The following is a 16,008-nucleotide window of genomic DNA, read 5'->3' as shown; positions in this document are numbered from 1 at the left end:
CTAGTATTTAATTGATCCTATAGCAATTTTTTTTAATCGGCTAGCAAACTTTATTATAGCTATTACGTAATATTAATAACCACTCAAAAAGGAGCTTAAATGAACAAAATAAAATATTTTTTACTCACCATTACACTATTTTCACTCAGTGCATGTACTAGTCCGCCAGAAGGGATCACTGCGGTTAAAAACTTTGACTTACAAAAATATCAAGGTAAATGGTACGAAATAGCACGGCTAAATCATTCGTTCGAAGAGGGTATGGAGCAGGTTACTGCTAACTATACTATTAATGACGATGGCACTGTAAAGGTAATTAATAAGGGCTACATTACTAAAGAGCAACAATGGAAGAATGCTGAAGGCCTTGCAAAATTTGTTGGGGATTCTGACATAGGACATTTTAAAGTATCGTTTTTTGGTCCATTTTATGGGGCTTACGTTATTTTTGAACTTGAGCAAGCTGATTACCAATATGCATTTATAACGAGTTATAACAAAGATTACTTATGGTTTTTATCACGTACGCCACAGGTAGGCGATGAGTTAAAAGAGCACTTTTTAAAAACAGTTAAAGACTTAGGCTTTGCAACTGAGCAAATTATTTGGGTTAAGCAAAAATAAATGTAAAGGGGGTTTACAGTAAATATTTACCGCTAGAGCAATTGTAATAACTATTTAAACTTAATGCTCGCAATAACTAAAATGGCAAGCAATGAGCTTACCATTTTAGTTATTTACTACTTATTTAAAACTACACTAGCAGATCAGTATTTTACTAACTTAGCCTAGTTTAATACTAAAAGTAGAGTAGTTAAGGCTGTTACAACCAAATTTAACACACTAAAAACTTTAACAAGCTGAGTTATAAAATTATAAAAAACCATTATAATTAAAGCGCTTAGCGACATATAACCACAAAAAAGCAACGCACCATACCCGCCTTGATCATTCACACAAAGGAGCAGACTTAGTAAAATACTGATCCAAGCGGTAACTAGGAGGTATTTTCTTTGCAAATTAGTCGGCCGTTTTTTAAAAACATCTTTAAAATGATTAAATTTAGCCAACGCAAACGCGTTAAAAGCCAGCAAACAGAGGCTAAACTGTAATAACTCCATCATGCTTTTTGTCCTTTTAAGTCAGAACTAGTATTTTTTTTTATCGCTTTTGTAGTTGGCTTGGCAGTACGTAATTTTTCGGTTTGTATAAAAAACAATATGCCTGAGAGTATAAACAGCGCATCAAAGGTGAATAACGCCCACTGTTTATTTATTAAATAACTAACTATATTACCGTTAGTTGTTAGCGCATTAATTACAGGCACTGCTAAACAGGCTAAGCTATTTATTGCCGCCATAACTCGCCATTGCACTCTATCGCGCTTTATAAGCGCTACAATAGCCACCACAAGCCAGGTTAAAAAGAACGCCAACACTTCTTTATCAGCACGCCCGGCAACTTGTAGGCTAAGTACTCTATTAGCAATAAAAAACGCACAGGTAGCTAAAGGAAGCCCCATTAAAGTAGCTAGGTTTAATCCTTCGACTAATTTTAAGCCAAACGATGGGTGAGCATTTTTTTTCATTCGCTCACGTAAGCGTTTTGCCCACATAATGCAGCCAGAGGCAATCATTACACAACCCGCAACACCTCCTAAAAAGTAGAGCCAACGTAGTAATGGTTCGGCTAAGCGCCCGGTATGCATTGAGTTTAACGATTCATAAAGCGCTTTACCTGCACTTAGTTCTTCATCGGTTTGGGCTACTAACTCCCCAGTGGCGCCACTAAATATTAACCGCGGCGTTTGGTCACGAAATGCTTTTTGTGGGCTAACTAGTACAGTGATAGTTGATGCTGCCATATTAGGATTACTTACCTGTACACGGCGAATATCAGCATTTGGCCACTTAGTATAAAGTTGATCTAAAATGCTATTTACTTTTACCATAGGCGCTGCACCCTGCGCTTTGTCAGTTACATTATTGCGTGGTGTAACATCATTAAAAAAGTCTCGCATACCTTTGTCGTAACTAGTTTCTGCCGGATAAGGAAACAGCATAAATATTAAGGTAATTAACCCGGTGTAGGTAATCATTAAATGAAAGGGCAGAGCTAATACTGAGCTTATATTATGAGCGTCGAGCCATGTGCGGCTGCCTTTATTACGCCTAAAGGTAAACATATCTTTAAAAATACGCTTGTGGATCACCACCCCCGATACAATCGCAATTAGCATAAATAAGCTCGCAAAACACACAATCCAGCGCGCTGTAATAACATCTATGTAATGTAAATCAAAATGCAGGCGATAAAAAAAGTTACCACCTTTGGTTTCTCTAAAAGGTGCAAGCGGCTGCATAGTATTTGGATCTAATTGCGTGTTTTCAAATTTACTTCTACGCTGGCCCGGCTCTTTAGGTTTTGCAAAGCCGTAGGTTAAGTAAGGTACGCGTTGTTCAGGAAGTGTTATACGCCAATTTGGAGCATTGCTTGCTTGAGCGTTTAGGTAATCAAAACCTGTAATTATTTGCTGTTTTTGGGCACTTATACGATCAGTTTGCGCTTGAATATTATGAATTTCGGGCTGATTCCATAAACTCATTTCGTCTCTAAAAAAGCTCAACGTACCAGAAAAAAAGATCAAATAAAGTAACCAACACACTAATAGCCCAACCCAGGTATGTAACCAGGTCATTGAACGAAAAAAACTATCCTTCATACCCAACCCTTTATTAGTGCTAATAAACTTAATTGTGCTGCAGTAGCTAGTAAAATACTGATCCATACTGTTTTTAATGACTTAACATAAAAAGCGTAAATAAATACCAGCGTATAAATTAAAATACTTAACGACACGCTCATCAAAACTGCATCTGCTTTATTTAGTGGCAAAATAGCGCTCAGTAGCGAACAGCTCACCGCAGTAAAAAAGTAGCCACCGACAATGGCAATTAAAAAGCGTAAACACACTTTAAAAGCATAACTAAAATGGCTTATGTGCTGAAATATCAAAAGCGGCTTTAATAAAAGCAGCTTAGTTGACCCTAAACTAAGTGATGAAGCCTGCATAATGAGTCAATCCCTTAAATATGGCGAAAAATAAAAGTGCTATTATATAGTTTATGAATACAAAAGATAGTGATTCCTATTTGCATGCGTAAATTAACTTTAACTTAGTATAATATTGATCCCAAATACGCTTAAGCGCCTTGCTTGGTAGTTAACTTAGGTTTATGGTTAATTTACCCTTTAAAAATAGTAAGTAGAATAATGATGAATAATCACGAAAAGCTAAACTATGTAGAGTTTCCAGCCGCTAATTTAACCGCAACTAAAGCGTTTTTTAGCCAAGTTTTTAATTGGCAATTTACCGACTACGGCCCAGACTACTCGGCTTTTAGCGGGCAAGAGCTTAATGGTGGGTTTTACCAATCGCCGTTAAAATCGAGTACTGAAGAGGGTGGGGCGCTATTGGTTTTTTACAGCAGCGATATTCATGCAACACAAAGAAAAGTAACCTTATACGGCGGTAAAGTAATTAAACCTATTTTTGAATTTCCTGGCGGTTGTAGGTTTCATTTTACCGAGCCAAGCGGTAATGAGTTTGCAGTATGGGCTGAAAAACACTAGGTTATATAACAGGTTAAGTGCATAACCAGTAATAGATCACTATTATACTAACTAGTAGTTAGGCACGCTAAAATAAACCGATTTTTTACCAACTCAATACCACAAATAACGAATAGAGGCCTAAATTTGAGTGAAAAACAGTCAAAAAAGATAGAATTGAATGAATTAGTAGCTCAAGTTAGTAAATGCGTGATCTGCGAGCCGCAATTACCGTTAGGAGCGCGCCCCGTTATACAATTTAACCCTAACGCCCGAATATTAATTGCAGGCCAAGCGCCCGGTATAAAAGTACACCAAAGCGGTATACCGTTTAACGATCAAAGCGGTGAACGCCTAAGGCAGTGGTTAGGGCTTACTAACGATCAGTTTTATGATGCCAATAACATTGCAATTTTACCTATGGGGTTTTGCTATCCGGGTAAAGGCAAGTCGGGCGATTTACCACCACGTAAAGAATGTGCCCCAGCTTGGCGCGCGCAGCTTTTAGCCGCCTTGCCTAATTTACAGCTCACTATTGTGCTAGGTAAGTATGCTCAGGCTTATCATTTACCCGACACTAAAAAGCTACCGCTTACTGAGTTAGTAAAATCGTGGCGTGACTATTGGCCAAGCCATTTAGTACTACCACACCCCAGCCCGCGTAATAATATTTGGCTTAAAAAGAATCCTTGGTTTGAACAGGAGGTACTGCCAGAGTTAAAAAAACGCGTAGCAGAGGTATTATTGTAGGCAAGTAGCTTGTTGCCGCGCACACCTAATGCAAACATTTAAATAATTATATTTTCGTTGAAAATATTGCGCCAGCAAGCTTAGCGCCTACGAGTAAAACCAAGTACGTTTGCTTTTGTCTACTCATATTACGCGTATCTAATGCAAACATTTAAATAATTATATTTTCGTTGAAAATATCGCGCCAGCAAGCTTAGCAACTTCGAGTAAACCTATGGCTGTGCTTAAATTTTATTGTAAGTGCGACTTTAAATCGCACTTAGTACTAAACGCTTTATTTTTACTGATTTTGCAACAAAGACAATAACTGATCTTTTGATAATTGCCCGGTGTTGCTGCTGCCGCTGAGCACTTTGTCGGCAAGGGCTTGTTTGTGCTCATGCAGTTGCAGTATTTTTTCTTCTATGGTGTTTTGCGCAATTAAACGATACACGGTTACAGGGCGTGTTTGCCCTAAGCGGTGCGCTCTGTCGGAGGCTTGCTGCTCAACCGCGGGGTTCCACCAAGGATCTAAGTGCAGCACATAGTCGGCGGCAGTTAAATTAAGCCCGGTGCCGCCAGCTTTTAAACTAATTAAAAATAAAGGCGCCTCACCTGCCTGAAACTTATCAACCTGTTGCTTGCGTTTGTTGCTGCTCATGCTGCCATCAAGGTAACAATATGCTATACCGCGTTTTTTTAGTCGCTGTTCAACTAATTTAAGTACATCAACAAACTGGCTAAAAATAAGTGCTTGGTGATCATTTTCAAGTAATTCTTCAATTATTGCTTCGGCGGTGTCGAGTTTACTTGACGGTAACTTACTGTTTTCAATTAATAACTGCGGAGCAATACACGCGCGGCGCAATTTAGTTAATGACGCCAATATAGTAATGTATTGGCTGTCTTCTTGGCTGGCTTGCTCAAGCGCGTTTAAGCGAGTGGCTTCGTAAAGAGCTTGCTCTTTATCGCTGAGCGCAAAAGTAAGGTTTATTTCGGTTTTATCGGGTAACTCGGTAAGTACCGTTTTTTTATTACGGCGTAAAATAAACGGCGCAATTAATGTTTTTAACGTATCAGCCTGCTGCTGATTTTTATCGGCATTACCAAAGCGCTTTTTAAACTCAGCTAATGAATGTAAAAAACCCGGCATTAAAAAGTTAAATAGGCTCCACAGTTCACCTAAATGATTTTCGATAGGTGTGCCCGAAAGCGCAACTTTAAACTGGCCATTAAGTGCAAAAGCAGCTTTAGCGCGAAGGCTTAATGGATTTTTAATGGCTTGTGCTTCGTCTAGTACAATATTGGCAAATTCGTACGCAGCTAATTGATCCCCTATTAAAGGTAATAAGCCATAACTAACAATTACTAGGTCATTAGCGGTAGCACCGGCTAGCACCTCATCAGTTGCGGCTGCATTATCAATAGTTTTAATATTGAGGGTAGGGGTAAATCGCGCAGCCTCTACCTGCCAGTTATGACATACCGATTTTGGCGCTATAACTAAGCTGGCACCTAAAGCACTGCGCATTTGTAATACGTTGAGTGTTTGTAGCGTTTTACCTAAGCCCATATCATCGGCTAAACAGGCATTTAACCCCCAGTTAGCCAGTTGCATTAACCATTTTACGCCAACCACTTGGTAGTCGCGTAATATATTAACTAAATACGCGGGTAATACAGGTTCACTTGGGCGCTCAAATTTAGCTAAGCGCTGTTGCCAGTTTGCACCAAAGCTAACATCACTCAATTCTGCAGCACTGTGATACAAAGGAAGAGCGCGCGCATTAGCAATACGAAGTTGATCGTCGGGGGCGTTTTTAGTTTTACTTTGCATGCCCTCTAAGCGATTTAATAAGTTAGTTAGGCGCTGATCTAATAATAACGAGTTATTTTCGTCAAACTCTATAATACTGCCACGACGCGGGGCTTTAAGGAGTGTTTGCAAAGCAATAATTTGACCATCGGGAAGCGATAATTTACCACTAACACTGAGCCAATCGTTATCATCATTTAAATTAAGAGAAAGGTGCTTACTATTGGCAACCTTCATACCTTGGGCGTTTTCATCCCAACTTAATACTAGTGCGTTGTCTTTTTGCGCGGCCTCTAATTGTATTATGGCTTGGCTAATATCTTCTGGTAAATAAAACTGCTGATGCGCGCTGTTATACTGCGGATGCTCTTGATCGGCAAATACGCCAGCTAAATTACTAAGTAGGTTTTTTAAAGCGCGTTTTTCTGCTTTTAAATCACGTTTTACAACGCTGTTATCGGCTTGCTCGTTATCGCTATAGGCTAAGGTTATTGCGCCTATTGCGGGCTCAACCCATGGGCCGTCAACACCAAATGGCATAGTATAAAAGTTAACGTCTATACCCATTGGGGTTAACTTAATTACTGCGGCTAAATCAACAAGCCCTTGGCGCACGTTATTAACCGCAGAAAACTCGCTGCGGCTACTGCTAATATAATGATCCTCCGACAAGGCCTCTAATGCCGCATTAAGTTGTGGCAGTTTTTCTTCTGTTAAGTTATTAGGTTGCTGAGCAAGCAAGCTATTTAGTTTGTGTTGTTTGTCGTCTACTACAAATACTTGGTAACTATTCGCGTGGCTGTGGGTAAGTAAAAAGTCGCCGTCTATGTCGGTAATTTTAGGCTGTATAATTAATTGGTAACAGTCGTTAATATTTTGCCCAATTTCAATTATAAACTCACCTTTGTTAAGCGTAACTAAGTTACCTTTAATGTCTTCAAGCCCTTTGAAGTTAATTAGCGCTTGCAACACTGCGCTGGTTGCTTGTACTTCACTGTAACCAAAGCCCGCATGATTACTAATTACTTGCACTAAATTATGATCGGCTGGGCTAAGTAAATGTCGGTATTGATCATCGTCAAGATCATAAATATTTACTTTACGGCCTTTAGTCCATTCGCCTTTGCTGTTGTGTTTTTGCACTTTAGCTTGAATAAGTGGCAGGTCTAAATGGGTAAGGTCGAGCTGCCAAACTAGGCGCTCATTTTGCGCTGGAGTGTCTATTTTGCTTATTTCATTTAACCAACGCTGCCATTGTGGCACGCGTTTAAAATGCTGTAATAAACCGGTATCTGGCAATGGCGTATCGTGCGTTAGCCAATTTGCTAAATGCGTGCATTGCTCACCTAGCCAGTGCTGATGCTGTTGGCTTGAATGAATTAATTGGCTCAGCAGTTTACTGTTGTCTCTAAGGGTATTAATTTGCTCTTCGCTGCCGTGCTTTATTAACGCCAGTAATAGGCAAAAAAGAGGCGCTAGTGCGTTTGGGTTTGCCTGTAGGTTTGCAATCGTATCGTGTAGTAAGCGCTGCTCAAAACTTATTACTTGTTCGGGTGCTAGTAACAAAAATTCAATGGCTTGCGTTGTACTACTGAGCTCGCCGAGTTGTTTGTTATACCAATTTTTATGTGTTTTTAGCTGTTTTAAATCAGCTTCTGTACCACTGGCATATAAACACACCATATACAGTAAACCGCTTATTTCACACGGATAGCTACCCTTAACAAAGGTTTTACGATAAAGCGTTAACCCCGTTTTAAATTGTTGCAGCGCTAATTCTAAATGAGTGCCGTCAATGGCAAGGCTATTAGCCTGACTAAATATTGCTAAGTTACTGTGCGACTTATCAATGAGTAGTTCATTATAGTCAGGTTGTTGCAGCAGCGTAGCTAAGCTTTCGTTTAAATAAATTCGCTTACTTGGCTCAATAGCAGTTGCAGTACTTTTTACTATTGATGGCCATGAATGCTCAGCTGTTAGATTAAAAAACTCACCGCGAATAAAATGCTCTAAACATATTTGTTGCCACTGCGCGGGTAAAGCTAACCAAAGCTGCTTACTGTATTTTGATTGTGCTAGTAAATTAATAAAGTGATGATCAATTTCAGGCTCTGCAGATGACGCTAACGGTGAGCCTTCACTTTTTTCAATGCTATTAAATAGTTCAAACATAAACATTAAAGCACTGTCGTTAAAGCGGTATATGGTGGTTATTTGCGTTAAAAAGTTTTTAATTAAGCCAGGGCAGTACTCTAACAAACTTACAATTGCATATACGATGGCATCAATAGAAAGTTTATGATTTTGCCTAAACGGTTGCTCCCAAACCAGTGATTGTTCTTCTAACTCGCGGGTAATTTTTTTTACTTCGGCGAGTGAAAACGAATACCCGTTTATAAAATGATTAAATAGCAGTTTAGAAAATAGCTGAGGCGAATTTTGGTAGCTGTAAGATGAAGAACTTAAAAGTAAACTTAATAAAACACAAAGCTTTTTTTGATCATCAATCGTGGTTACTGGGGCAAAAGTAGATAAAGACATAAAACACTAAAATAAACACAAGATAACTGAGTATATACTCCCGCGCCTTTAGGTTACAACCTAAAGGGCTGCTTAACCGTTAAGGGTTAAATTTACGCCAATTAATAGCTGCTTACCTTGATTTGGGTATAGTTAATTACAAATGGTATACTAGATTTTTATAAAAACTAGCTGAGTCTAATGTTAACTATTTCAAATACCGTGACCATTGATGAATGGGAAGTCGAATTAACCGCAGTTCGCTCGCAAGGTGCCGGTGGACAAAACGTTAATAAAGTAGCCAGCGCTATCCATCTTCGTTTTGATATTAACCGCTCTAAATTACCCGACTTTTATAAAGAACGTTTACTTGCACTAAACGACAGCCGCATAACCAAAGACGGCGTATTAATAATAAAAGCGCAAAGCCACCGCACACAAGAGCTTAATCGCGAAGATGCATTTAAACGCTTAAAAGATCTAATTATTAGCGCAACTAAAGTAAATAAAGCCCGCAGAGCCACTAAACCGAGCCGTAATTCGCAGCGTAAACGCATGGATAAAAAAACCAAACACGGCCAAACCAAAGCGTTACGCGGCAATATTAAGCTTTAAAAGTAAGGCGTTAAGCTTGCTGACGCGCGGGCGAAGCCCGAATATTTTCTTGATATAAGACTTCTTCTTTTTCTGATATCTATTTTATATGCGTCTGTTTTTTGTGTAATAGCCCATTAAGTAAATTATTCACAAAAAAGGGATGAGGCGCTGCGCTTTAAAGAAGAAAGGGAAGTGGGCTGCAAGCTCAGCGCTTGTAACCCAAAATCAGCATCGATGTTAACGCTAATCGTAGGTATGATGGCGTGTAGTATTAAATTTATTTAATAATCTATGCATCGCATATACCGCACTTAAGCTAATAACAACAGCCACTGTCACAGAACTAAACCTATACAGCGCACTGTAAATCAAGTCTTGCCCCGGGGCTAACGACTGCCCAAATAAAATACCAAACGTGGTTAAAACACCAAAGCCAATGCCCGGCGGCCCCCCACCTAAAATATGAAAACGACTAAATATAAACGATAAAATCCACAACACAATAACAGGAAACAGTAAAAAGTCGGTATGGGTGTATAAAAATAGCTGCGACAAAAGTGCGGCATTACAGCCTATAAGCGTGCCAATTATACGCTGCCAACTGGCTATGCCTGCGGCTTTCCAGCATAACGAAAATAAAATTAAAATAGATGCCGCCTGCGCCGAAATAGAGTCTTGTAAATCCAGTGCCTGAAAAACAATAAACGATAACGTAGCCACGCTTGAGCACAACAGCACTTCGTGACGAATACTTGCTTTATCTTTTGTTGGCACTGCACGCCCAGGGCGCGCAGTAACATCGGGAAATAAACCATGCATCAATGCTGCAATTACTACAGTTAAAATAATGGCTATACCGTTACTTAAAATAAGCGGATAAATACTGCTACTACCAGTTACGTAGCTGGCAAAGTGTAATTGAATCGATAAACTAACCGCACCTAAGGCACCAAACAAAAAGCCACTTCCGCTACTCATTTGGTAAAATAAAATACAAAAGCAGGCAAATACAATCAGTACCATAAGCACCGGCAAGTGCGAAAATAACCCCTGCAATACAAGTACAACAAACGCACTAAACGCAGCACTGGCAAAAAACTGCCTAACCACAGATTTATTTAACGTTGGCACTAAACCTAATAGCAACATGGGGTAAACAGTAAAAAAAATCCCATTTGGCCAGTTCATTAATTTACTAATAGCAAACCCTAACGTGCACCCGCCGGCAATACGCAGCGCTTGGCGTAGGCCGTTAGAGTCAAGTTGTGGAGACTGGCTAATTTTTTGACTCATTTTGCCTCCACTAATAAATGTAATGTAACCAGCTAATAAAACGTATTTGTGATGCGCCTAACCATTGTCCAAATTTTGACTCTGGAAGTAGTTGCACCGTAGCACGCGCGCCACTAGGCATATTAGCAATTAGCGCTTGATCGTTTTTTAATAACTGCAAATGAATACGTTGGCGCTGTGCGTCGCGTACCCAACGGTTACTGGTTTCGGTAGTGCTTAGCAAGCCATTGGCACTTAATTGGCCATCGCTTACACCCGCTTCAAAGGTACTAATTTTTGCGTCGTATACTTCACCGGGGCGGCTATCAAAAACCACTTTTGCTAAACTACCTGGGTGCATATTAAGCAGTGATTTTTCACGAAAGTCGGCTACTAAATCAGCCTTTTTAGCCACAATAGCTAACAAAGGTTGGCCACTAAGAGCATAAGCACCGTCAAGTAATTGCAAGTTGGCAACCACACCATCGCTTAAAGCACGTACTTGTGTGTACGATAAGTTAAGCTCAGCTTGCGCTAACTGATTCGCTCCATGGCGCAGCGCTAAGTTATCCTCCCCTGATGTGCCACGCGCTAAAACAGCTTCGGCTAATTGCGCTTCAAAAGCCGCTACGTTTGATTTACTTGCAGCAAAATTAGCCCGAATACTCTCCAGCTCTTGTTCCGATATAGAGTTTTGCTTATAGAGCTTTTCGCCTCTACTTTTTAATAAGCTTTGCTCATGTTGTTTTGCTTTAGCTGCACTAATTTGTGCCTCAAGCGCTTTAACATTCGTATCAAGGCGTTTATTTTGTAATTTGGCATCATCGAGGGTTAGTTTAGCTTGTTCAACAGCCAGTAAGTAAGTGCTTTGATCTATCTCAAACAATATATCGCCAGCCTTTACCGGTTGGTTATTGCTAACTAACACCTTAGTAACACGGCCACTTATTTGCGGTGAGATTTGTACTACTGGGTGGTAAACACGCGCTTGTGGCGTTACTGGCAGCCAAATATCGGCTATAACATAGTATAAAAACACTAAAATGAATCCAACGAGTGAAAGCCTCACATAGCGCGCAAATTTTTGATCAGGTGTCATTGTTAACCTTATTAGAACTGTGATATTTAATATAATTTTTTGCGTTGTCTTCCATTTTAATTAAACCATGAGCCATTGCATCTAACTGCTCATCGTTTAGTCCATTATAAAGCTGATTTTTAATATCAGTGATCTGTGCCTCTACCGCCTTTAATATATTGCGGCCTTGCTCTGTAAAATAAATTTTTTTACTGCGCTTATCGTGCTTATCAACTTGACGGGTAATAAGAGTAAGCTCTTCGAGTTGCTTAAGGGTACGCGTAAGCGACGGCATTTCTATGCCTAAACTATGCGCCAACGCTTGTTGAGTTACCCCTTCTTTAAGCATATTTATATGCACCAAAGCAATCCAACGCGATTGAGTTAAGCCTAGCGGCTCAACGGCAACTGTAACAACTTCTCGGCATAATCTATGCACTCGACCCATACTGCCACACAAGGTTAAATCGAGTGTTTCATGAAAAGGAACCGGTTTAGACATTTCAACCTCTAACTACTTAGCATGCTAAGCACTTTACCATTAGTTAGCATGCTAAGTAAATATTTAGCTAGGGTTTAGTAAAGGTTTAGCCGCTAAAACACTAGGGGTTGTTGATCTTTTAAGATTTAATTTGCAGCGTTATATTTGGTTTTAGGTAAGGCAGAGCCTGTGTAGTGTGGTTACTCCCATAAAAAGGCGGTAACCACACATAAATACCAAACACGCCCTAGGCTAAAAGTTGAGTAGGTTAGCAGGGGAGTATTGATCGGTAAGGACTTTTATATTTTCAGGCCAATCGTGATTATTTTTTGTAAAGTGCAGCATTTGGCTAATAGCTTTAATATTTACACCGTAAGGCAATAGCAGGGGGGTTAACTCATTTACGCGTTTATTTATATGCGCTTGGGTAAGGGTACTTTTATTGCCGGCTAAAATAATACGATTACTGTGGTTTTTTCGGCTAACGTTAATAAAGTCGCCAAAAACAGCGTTATAAGTGGCCGACTCGTGCTCGTACAGTTTGCTCGATGAAAACGTATTGGCCGCAATAACGCCGTCACTCGCAAGCACACTTTTTAACTCTTCAAAAAACTCTTTAGTTAGTAAATGCTCGGGAATGTAGTCGCCATTAAATGCATCTAAAATTATCCAATCAAACTGCTGTTTTTTAAGCGCCGCACGTTTTATAAAAATACGACCGTCTTGTACTTTTGCCGTTACCTTAGTACTTTCTTTAAAATTAAAGTAATCGCGGGCCACTTTAATTACCGCAGGATCTATTTCAATATTTTCGATTATTGCCTTAGGGTAAAGCTCTGAAATGGTGTTAGACAAAGTGCCACCGCCTAAACCAATAATAAGTACTTTTTTAGGATCTTCTATTAGCAACAAGCTTGAAAACACCAATTTAGTGTAATTAAAAACTAACTTTTTTGGCTCGTTAATATACATGCAACTTTGACTACTTTGGCTAGATTTTTCATCAAACTTTAAACAGCGTAAATTACCGGTTTCTTCCACTAATATATTACGATAAAGCGAGCGCTCGCTATGTATTGTTTTAGCCACACTTAAGTGTGAAAACAACAAGCTTAATAACATCAGCACATATAAAACCATGTAAAAATTGCTTTTATGCATAACGACGCTCCGCTAAAAATAGTTTATTTACCAGTATGGCTAGTAAGCCTAATACCGCTAAAGTTAAGGCAAAACCAATTATTATGGCATTTACGTCAAACGCGAGCACCATATAAAATGAGGTAATAATAGTGCCTAGTGCGCTGCCCAAGGTACTTACAAAATATAACCCGCCAGCAACTTGGCCGCTGTGTTCGCTGTCGGTAACTAAAAGCCGAACCGAGTAAGGGGAGATCATGCCCAATATAATAGTAGGAACAAAAAATAATGCCGTAGAGGCGAGTAACGAGCCATAGCGGCTGTCTTCAATGTGAGTAAAAATAAATTCCATTATCGGGTTAGCAAATAACGCAATGGGCAACACCATAATGCTTGCCAGTAAAAAAATACTCCCGTACTTGGCTAGGCTAGGGCGCTTAATTGACAATTTACCGCCAAGTAAATAACCAAACGATAGGCTCAGCATAAATACCGTAATTATACTGCCCCAAATATGTACGCTACTACCAAAAAACGGCGCTAAAATACGCCCACCTAATAGCTCAATTCCCATAATACTAAAGCCACTACTAAAGGCCAAAAAGTAAATAAGTGCATTGGTTTTGTTTAACATTTTATAATTCTTATCGTGTTATTTTTGTCCATATTAACGTGATGCTCAATAACTGGCTATGCTTTATTTTTATACTGTAAAGGGCGTTTACAGTACTGCCCCAAATGAAGCAGCTAAGGCAACCAACTAAAACCCAATTAAGTAGACACCCACTTTATAATTTATCAATTACCTAAACACCCATCTTAAAAACCAGTGATTATTTAACTAAGAATAGTTTTGTTCAAATACTGACAATAAGTGTGGGTGTTTGTTTAACTATTAACTATTAAGTAGACACCCACTTTAAAAACCAGTGATTATTTAACCAAGAATAGTTTTACTCAAATATTGATAATAAGTGTAGGTGTCTACTTAACTCTCTATCTGAAATAATTATCTAGACACCTAACTATCTGAATACCCACTTTAAAACCAGTGAATATTTAACTAAGAATGGCTTTGTTCAAATACCCTAAATTCGGATAATAAGTGTGGGTGTCTACTTAATTTTAGGCAATAAAAAAGCTGCAGTAGCTCACTGCAGCCTTTATATATTTAAATACTAGCTACACACTAACTTAGTATGCACCGGCGCTATAAATAAGTTCGTAGCTGTGGCTGTATATTTCTAGGATATTACCAAACGGGTCTTCCATATAGATCATGCGGTATGGTTTTTCACCTGGGTAGTAGTAACGTGGCTCGGCCATACGTTTTTTACCACCGGCTGCTACAATACGCTCTGCTAGGCCTTCAACATCTGGGTCTTGCACACAAAAATGAAAAATACCGGTTTTCCAATATTCAAAGTTATCTTTTGGGTTTTCTTGGTTTTTAAATTCAAAAATTTCTACACCAATACGATCGCCTGTAGATAAGTGCGCTATTTTAAATTTTTCCCATTTTTCACCAAACACTTCAGTACACATTTCGCCTATTGGGCTTTTGTCTTCGAGTATTTCGGTTGGCTCCATAATAGTGTACCAACCCATAACTTGGGTATAAAACTCTACTGCTTTTTCAACGTTTGGTACCGAAATACCAATATGCGAAAAACTACGTGGATAGGTATGACTCATAATAATGTTCCTGCTTATCTTGTTACTGGTTAATGCGTTTAGTTTACGAAGCCAGTTAAATTAAGTAAAATAATCATTAATCATCATTTTGAGTACATTTTGTAATGATAAATCCCATATGGTTAAATACGTTTTGTACTTTGGTTGAGGTAAACCACTTTACGCAAACAGCCGATCGCCTCCACATGACCCAGTCGGGTGTAAGCCAACACATTAAAAAATTAGAGCAGCACGTTAACTGTGCTTTGCTAGAAAGACACGGCAAACAGTTTTCGCTTACTGTGCATGGGCAAAATCTATATCAACAAGGCAGTTTATTACTTAAAGAGTGGCAGTTTTTAGAGCAGCAATTAAAAGACGACTCGCCTTACAGCGGTAAAGTAAAAATACAGTCGCCTGGTAGTTGTGGATTGCAGTTTTATAGCCAGTTATTAGCTTTGCAAACAAAGCACCAAGGGCTGAATATTGACTACCGCTTTGCGCCAAATATAAGTGTTGAGCAGGCTGTAGCTAACCATAATGCCGACATTGGTTTTTTAACCCAAGCCCCCACACTTAGCGAAGTAACCAGCCATAAAATAGGTACAGAGCCGTTACTATTAGTTACCCCTGCACATATTAAAACCCCAACATGGCAAGCTTTATGTGAACTTGGCTTTATTGCTCACCCCGACGCTAAACACCATGCGCAACTTTTGTTGAGCGAAAACTACCCGCAGTTTGAACATTTAGAGCAAATAAAACACACCGGTTTTTCTAATCAAATTAGTTTAATACTGGAGCCGGTAAGCTTAGGCCTGGGCTTTACTGTGTTACCTGCGCATGCAATAAGTGCGTTTAATAAGCCTAAACTTATACAAACTCATTATTTGGCAAACCCTATAAGTGAAAATATTTACGTGTGCCACCATCGCAACAGGCCATTAGCAAAACGTATGCATACAGTAATTAGCACATTGACATCCTCCACCACCTCGCCAAGCGCCTGAAAAAGTTCAGGAAAGGAGGGGGATTCCGATTAGTTTAAAACCATCGGGGCCTTGTGATCACTCATAAGGCAAGTTCCTG

At 39.3% G+C, this 16,008-nt stretch carries 15 protein-coding genes; 5 read left to right on the top strand and 10 right to left on the bottom strand.

Annotated elements, in window-relative coordinates:
* Window positions 1–99: 99 nt before the first annotated feature.
* On the top strand, window positions 100–624 hold the full coding sequence (locus tag AAEY55_RS15620) for a lipocalin family protein (RefSeq protein WP_086997228.1): 525 nt from the start codon (window positions 100–102) through the stop codon (window positions 622–624).
* 164 nt (window positions 625–788) lie between these two features.
* Here the strand turns inward: AAEY55_RS15620 and AAEY55_RS15615 are convergent, their stop codons facing one another.
* The 3 genes from AAEY55_RS15615 to AAEY55_RS15605 are packed head-to-tail and all read right to left on the bottom strand — an operon-like array spanning window position 789 to window position 3,072.
* Window positions 789–1,124: a DUF3325 domain-containing protein gene (locus AAEY55_RS15615; RefSeq protein ID WP_193039031.1), complete on the bottom strand. Its 336-nt coding sequence runs from the start codon at window positions 1,122–1,124 to the stop codon at window positions 789–791.
* On the bottom strand, window positions 1,121–2,722 hold the full coding sequence (locus AAEY55_RS15610; RefSeq protein WP_350552095.1) for a PepSY-associated TM helix domain-containing protein: 1,602 nt from the start codon (window positions 2,720–2,722) through the stop codon (window positions 1,121–1,123). Before AAEY55_RS15610 ends, AAEY55_RS15615 begins: the two co-directional genes overlap by 4 nt.
* Window positions 2,719–3,072, bottom strand: coding sequence for a hypothetical protein (locus tag AAEY55_RS15605; RefSeq protein WP_086997219.1), 354 nt, complete (start codon window positions 3,070–3,072; stop codon window positions 2,719–2,721). The genes AAEY55_RS15610 and AAEY55_RS15605 overlap by 4 nt, the downstream gene beginning before the upstream one ends.
* Window positions 3,073–3,276: 204 nt before the next feature.
* On the opposite strand from AAEY55_RS15605, the gene AAEY55_RS15600 reads away from it, so the two are divergent.
* Window positions 3,277–3,633 carry a VOC family protein gene (locus AAEY55_RS15600; RefSeq protein WP_192532275.1) on the top strand — a complete coding sequence of 119 codons (357 nt, stop codon included), beginning with the start codon at window positions 3,277–3,279 and terminating at the stop codon, window positions 3,631–3,633.
* A 156-nt stretch (window positions 3,634–3,789) separates the two neighbouring features.
* Window positions 3,790–4,362, top strand: coding sequence for a uracil-DNA glycosylase family protein (locus AAEY55_RS15595; protein WP_226898081.1), 573 nt, complete (start codon window positions 3,790–3,792; stop codon window positions 4,360–4,362).
* 280 nt (window positions 4,363–4,642) lie between these two features.
* Here AAEY55_RS15595 and AAEY55_RS15590 read toward each other — a convergent pair whose 3' ends face one another.
* Complete coding sequence (locus AAEY55_RS15590; RefSeq protein ID WP_197183050.1) at window positions 4,643–8,698, bottom strand: DEAD/DEAH box helicase; 4,056 nt, start codon at window positions 8,696–8,698, stop codon at window positions 4,643–4,645.
* 180 nt (window positions 8,699–8,878) lie between these two features.
* Between AAEY55_RS15590 and arfB the strand changes: the two genes are divergently transcribed.
* Window positions 8,879–9,292, top strand: coding sequence for an alternative ribosome rescue aminoacyl-tRNA hydrolase ArfB (gene arfB, locus AAEY55_RS15585; protein ID WP_011329681.1), 414 nt, complete (start codon window positions 8,879–8,881; stop codon window positions 9,290–9,292).
* Window positions 9,293–9,517: 225 nt separating this feature from the next.
* Here the strand turns inward: arfB and AAEY55_RS15580 are convergent, their stop codons facing one another.
* From AAEY55_RS15580 to AAEY55_RS15555, 6 genes are all read right to left on the bottom strand, one after another.
* Entirely contained in the window at window positions 9,518–10,567 is a 1,050-nt protein-coding gene (locus AAEY55_RS15580; protein WP_197183049.1) for a DUF2955 domain-containing protein, read from the bottom strand.
* Window positions 10,568–10,577: 10 nt separating this feature from the next.
* Entirely contained in the window at window positions 10,578–11,645 is a 1,068-nt protein-coding gene (locus AAEY55_RS15575) for an HlyD family secretion protein (protein WP_179807978.1), read from the bottom strand.
* Entirely contained in the window at window positions 11,635–12,126 is a 492-nt protein-coding gene (locus AAEY55_RS15570) for a MarR family transcriptional regulator (RefSeq protein ID WP_086997207.1), read from the bottom strand. The genes AAEY55_RS15575 and AAEY55_RS15570 overlap by 11 nt, the downstream gene beginning before the upstream one ends.
* 231 nt (window positions 12,127–12,357) lie before the next feature.
* Window positions 12,358–13,245 (bottom strand): spermidine synthase, encoded by an 888-nt coding sequence (locus tag AAEY55_RS15565; RefSeq protein WP_197183054.1) that lies wholly within the window; start codon window positions 13,243–13,245, stop codon window positions 12,358–12,360.
* 13 nt (window positions 13,246–13,258) lie between these two features.
* The gene (locus tag AAEY55_RS15560) at window positions 13,259–13,879 is read right to left on the bottom strand and encodes a fused MFS/spermidine synthase (RefSeq protein WP_089369011.1); all 621 of its coding nucleotides are present in this window, start codon (window positions 13,877–13,879) and stop codon (window positions 13,259–13,261) included.
* Between the two features lie 560 nt (window positions 13,880–14,439).
* Complete coding sequence (locus AAEY55_RS15555; protein WP_011329672.1) at window positions 14,440–14,940, bottom strand: lactoylglutathione lyase family protein; 501 nt, start codon at window positions 14,938–14,940, stop codon at window positions 14,440–14,442.
* Between the two features lie 104 nt (window positions 14,941–15,044).
* Here AAEY55_RS15555 and AAEY55_RS15550 point away from each other — a divergent pair, with 104 nt between their 5' ends.
* Window positions 15,045–15,929 carry a LysR family transcriptional regulator gene (locus AAEY55_RS15550; RefSeq protein ID WP_197183048.1) on the top strand — a complete coding sequence of 295 codons (885 nt, stop codon included), beginning with the start codon at window positions 15,045–15,047 and terminating at the stop codon, window positions 15,927–15,929.
* Window positions 15,930–16,008 lie beyond the last annotated feature (79 nt).

The organism is Pseudoalteromonas sp. 120-MNA-CIBAN-0494 (genome assembly GCF_040308885.1).
Classification (GTDB): domain Bacteria; phylum Pseudomonadota; class Gammaproteobacteria; order Enterobacterales; family Alteromonadaceae; genus Pseudoalteromonas; species Pseudoalteromonas nigrifaciens.
The sequence above is the reverse complement of the archived record's forward strand: the minus strand, read 5'-3'. Positions and strand labels throughout refer to the sequence as shown.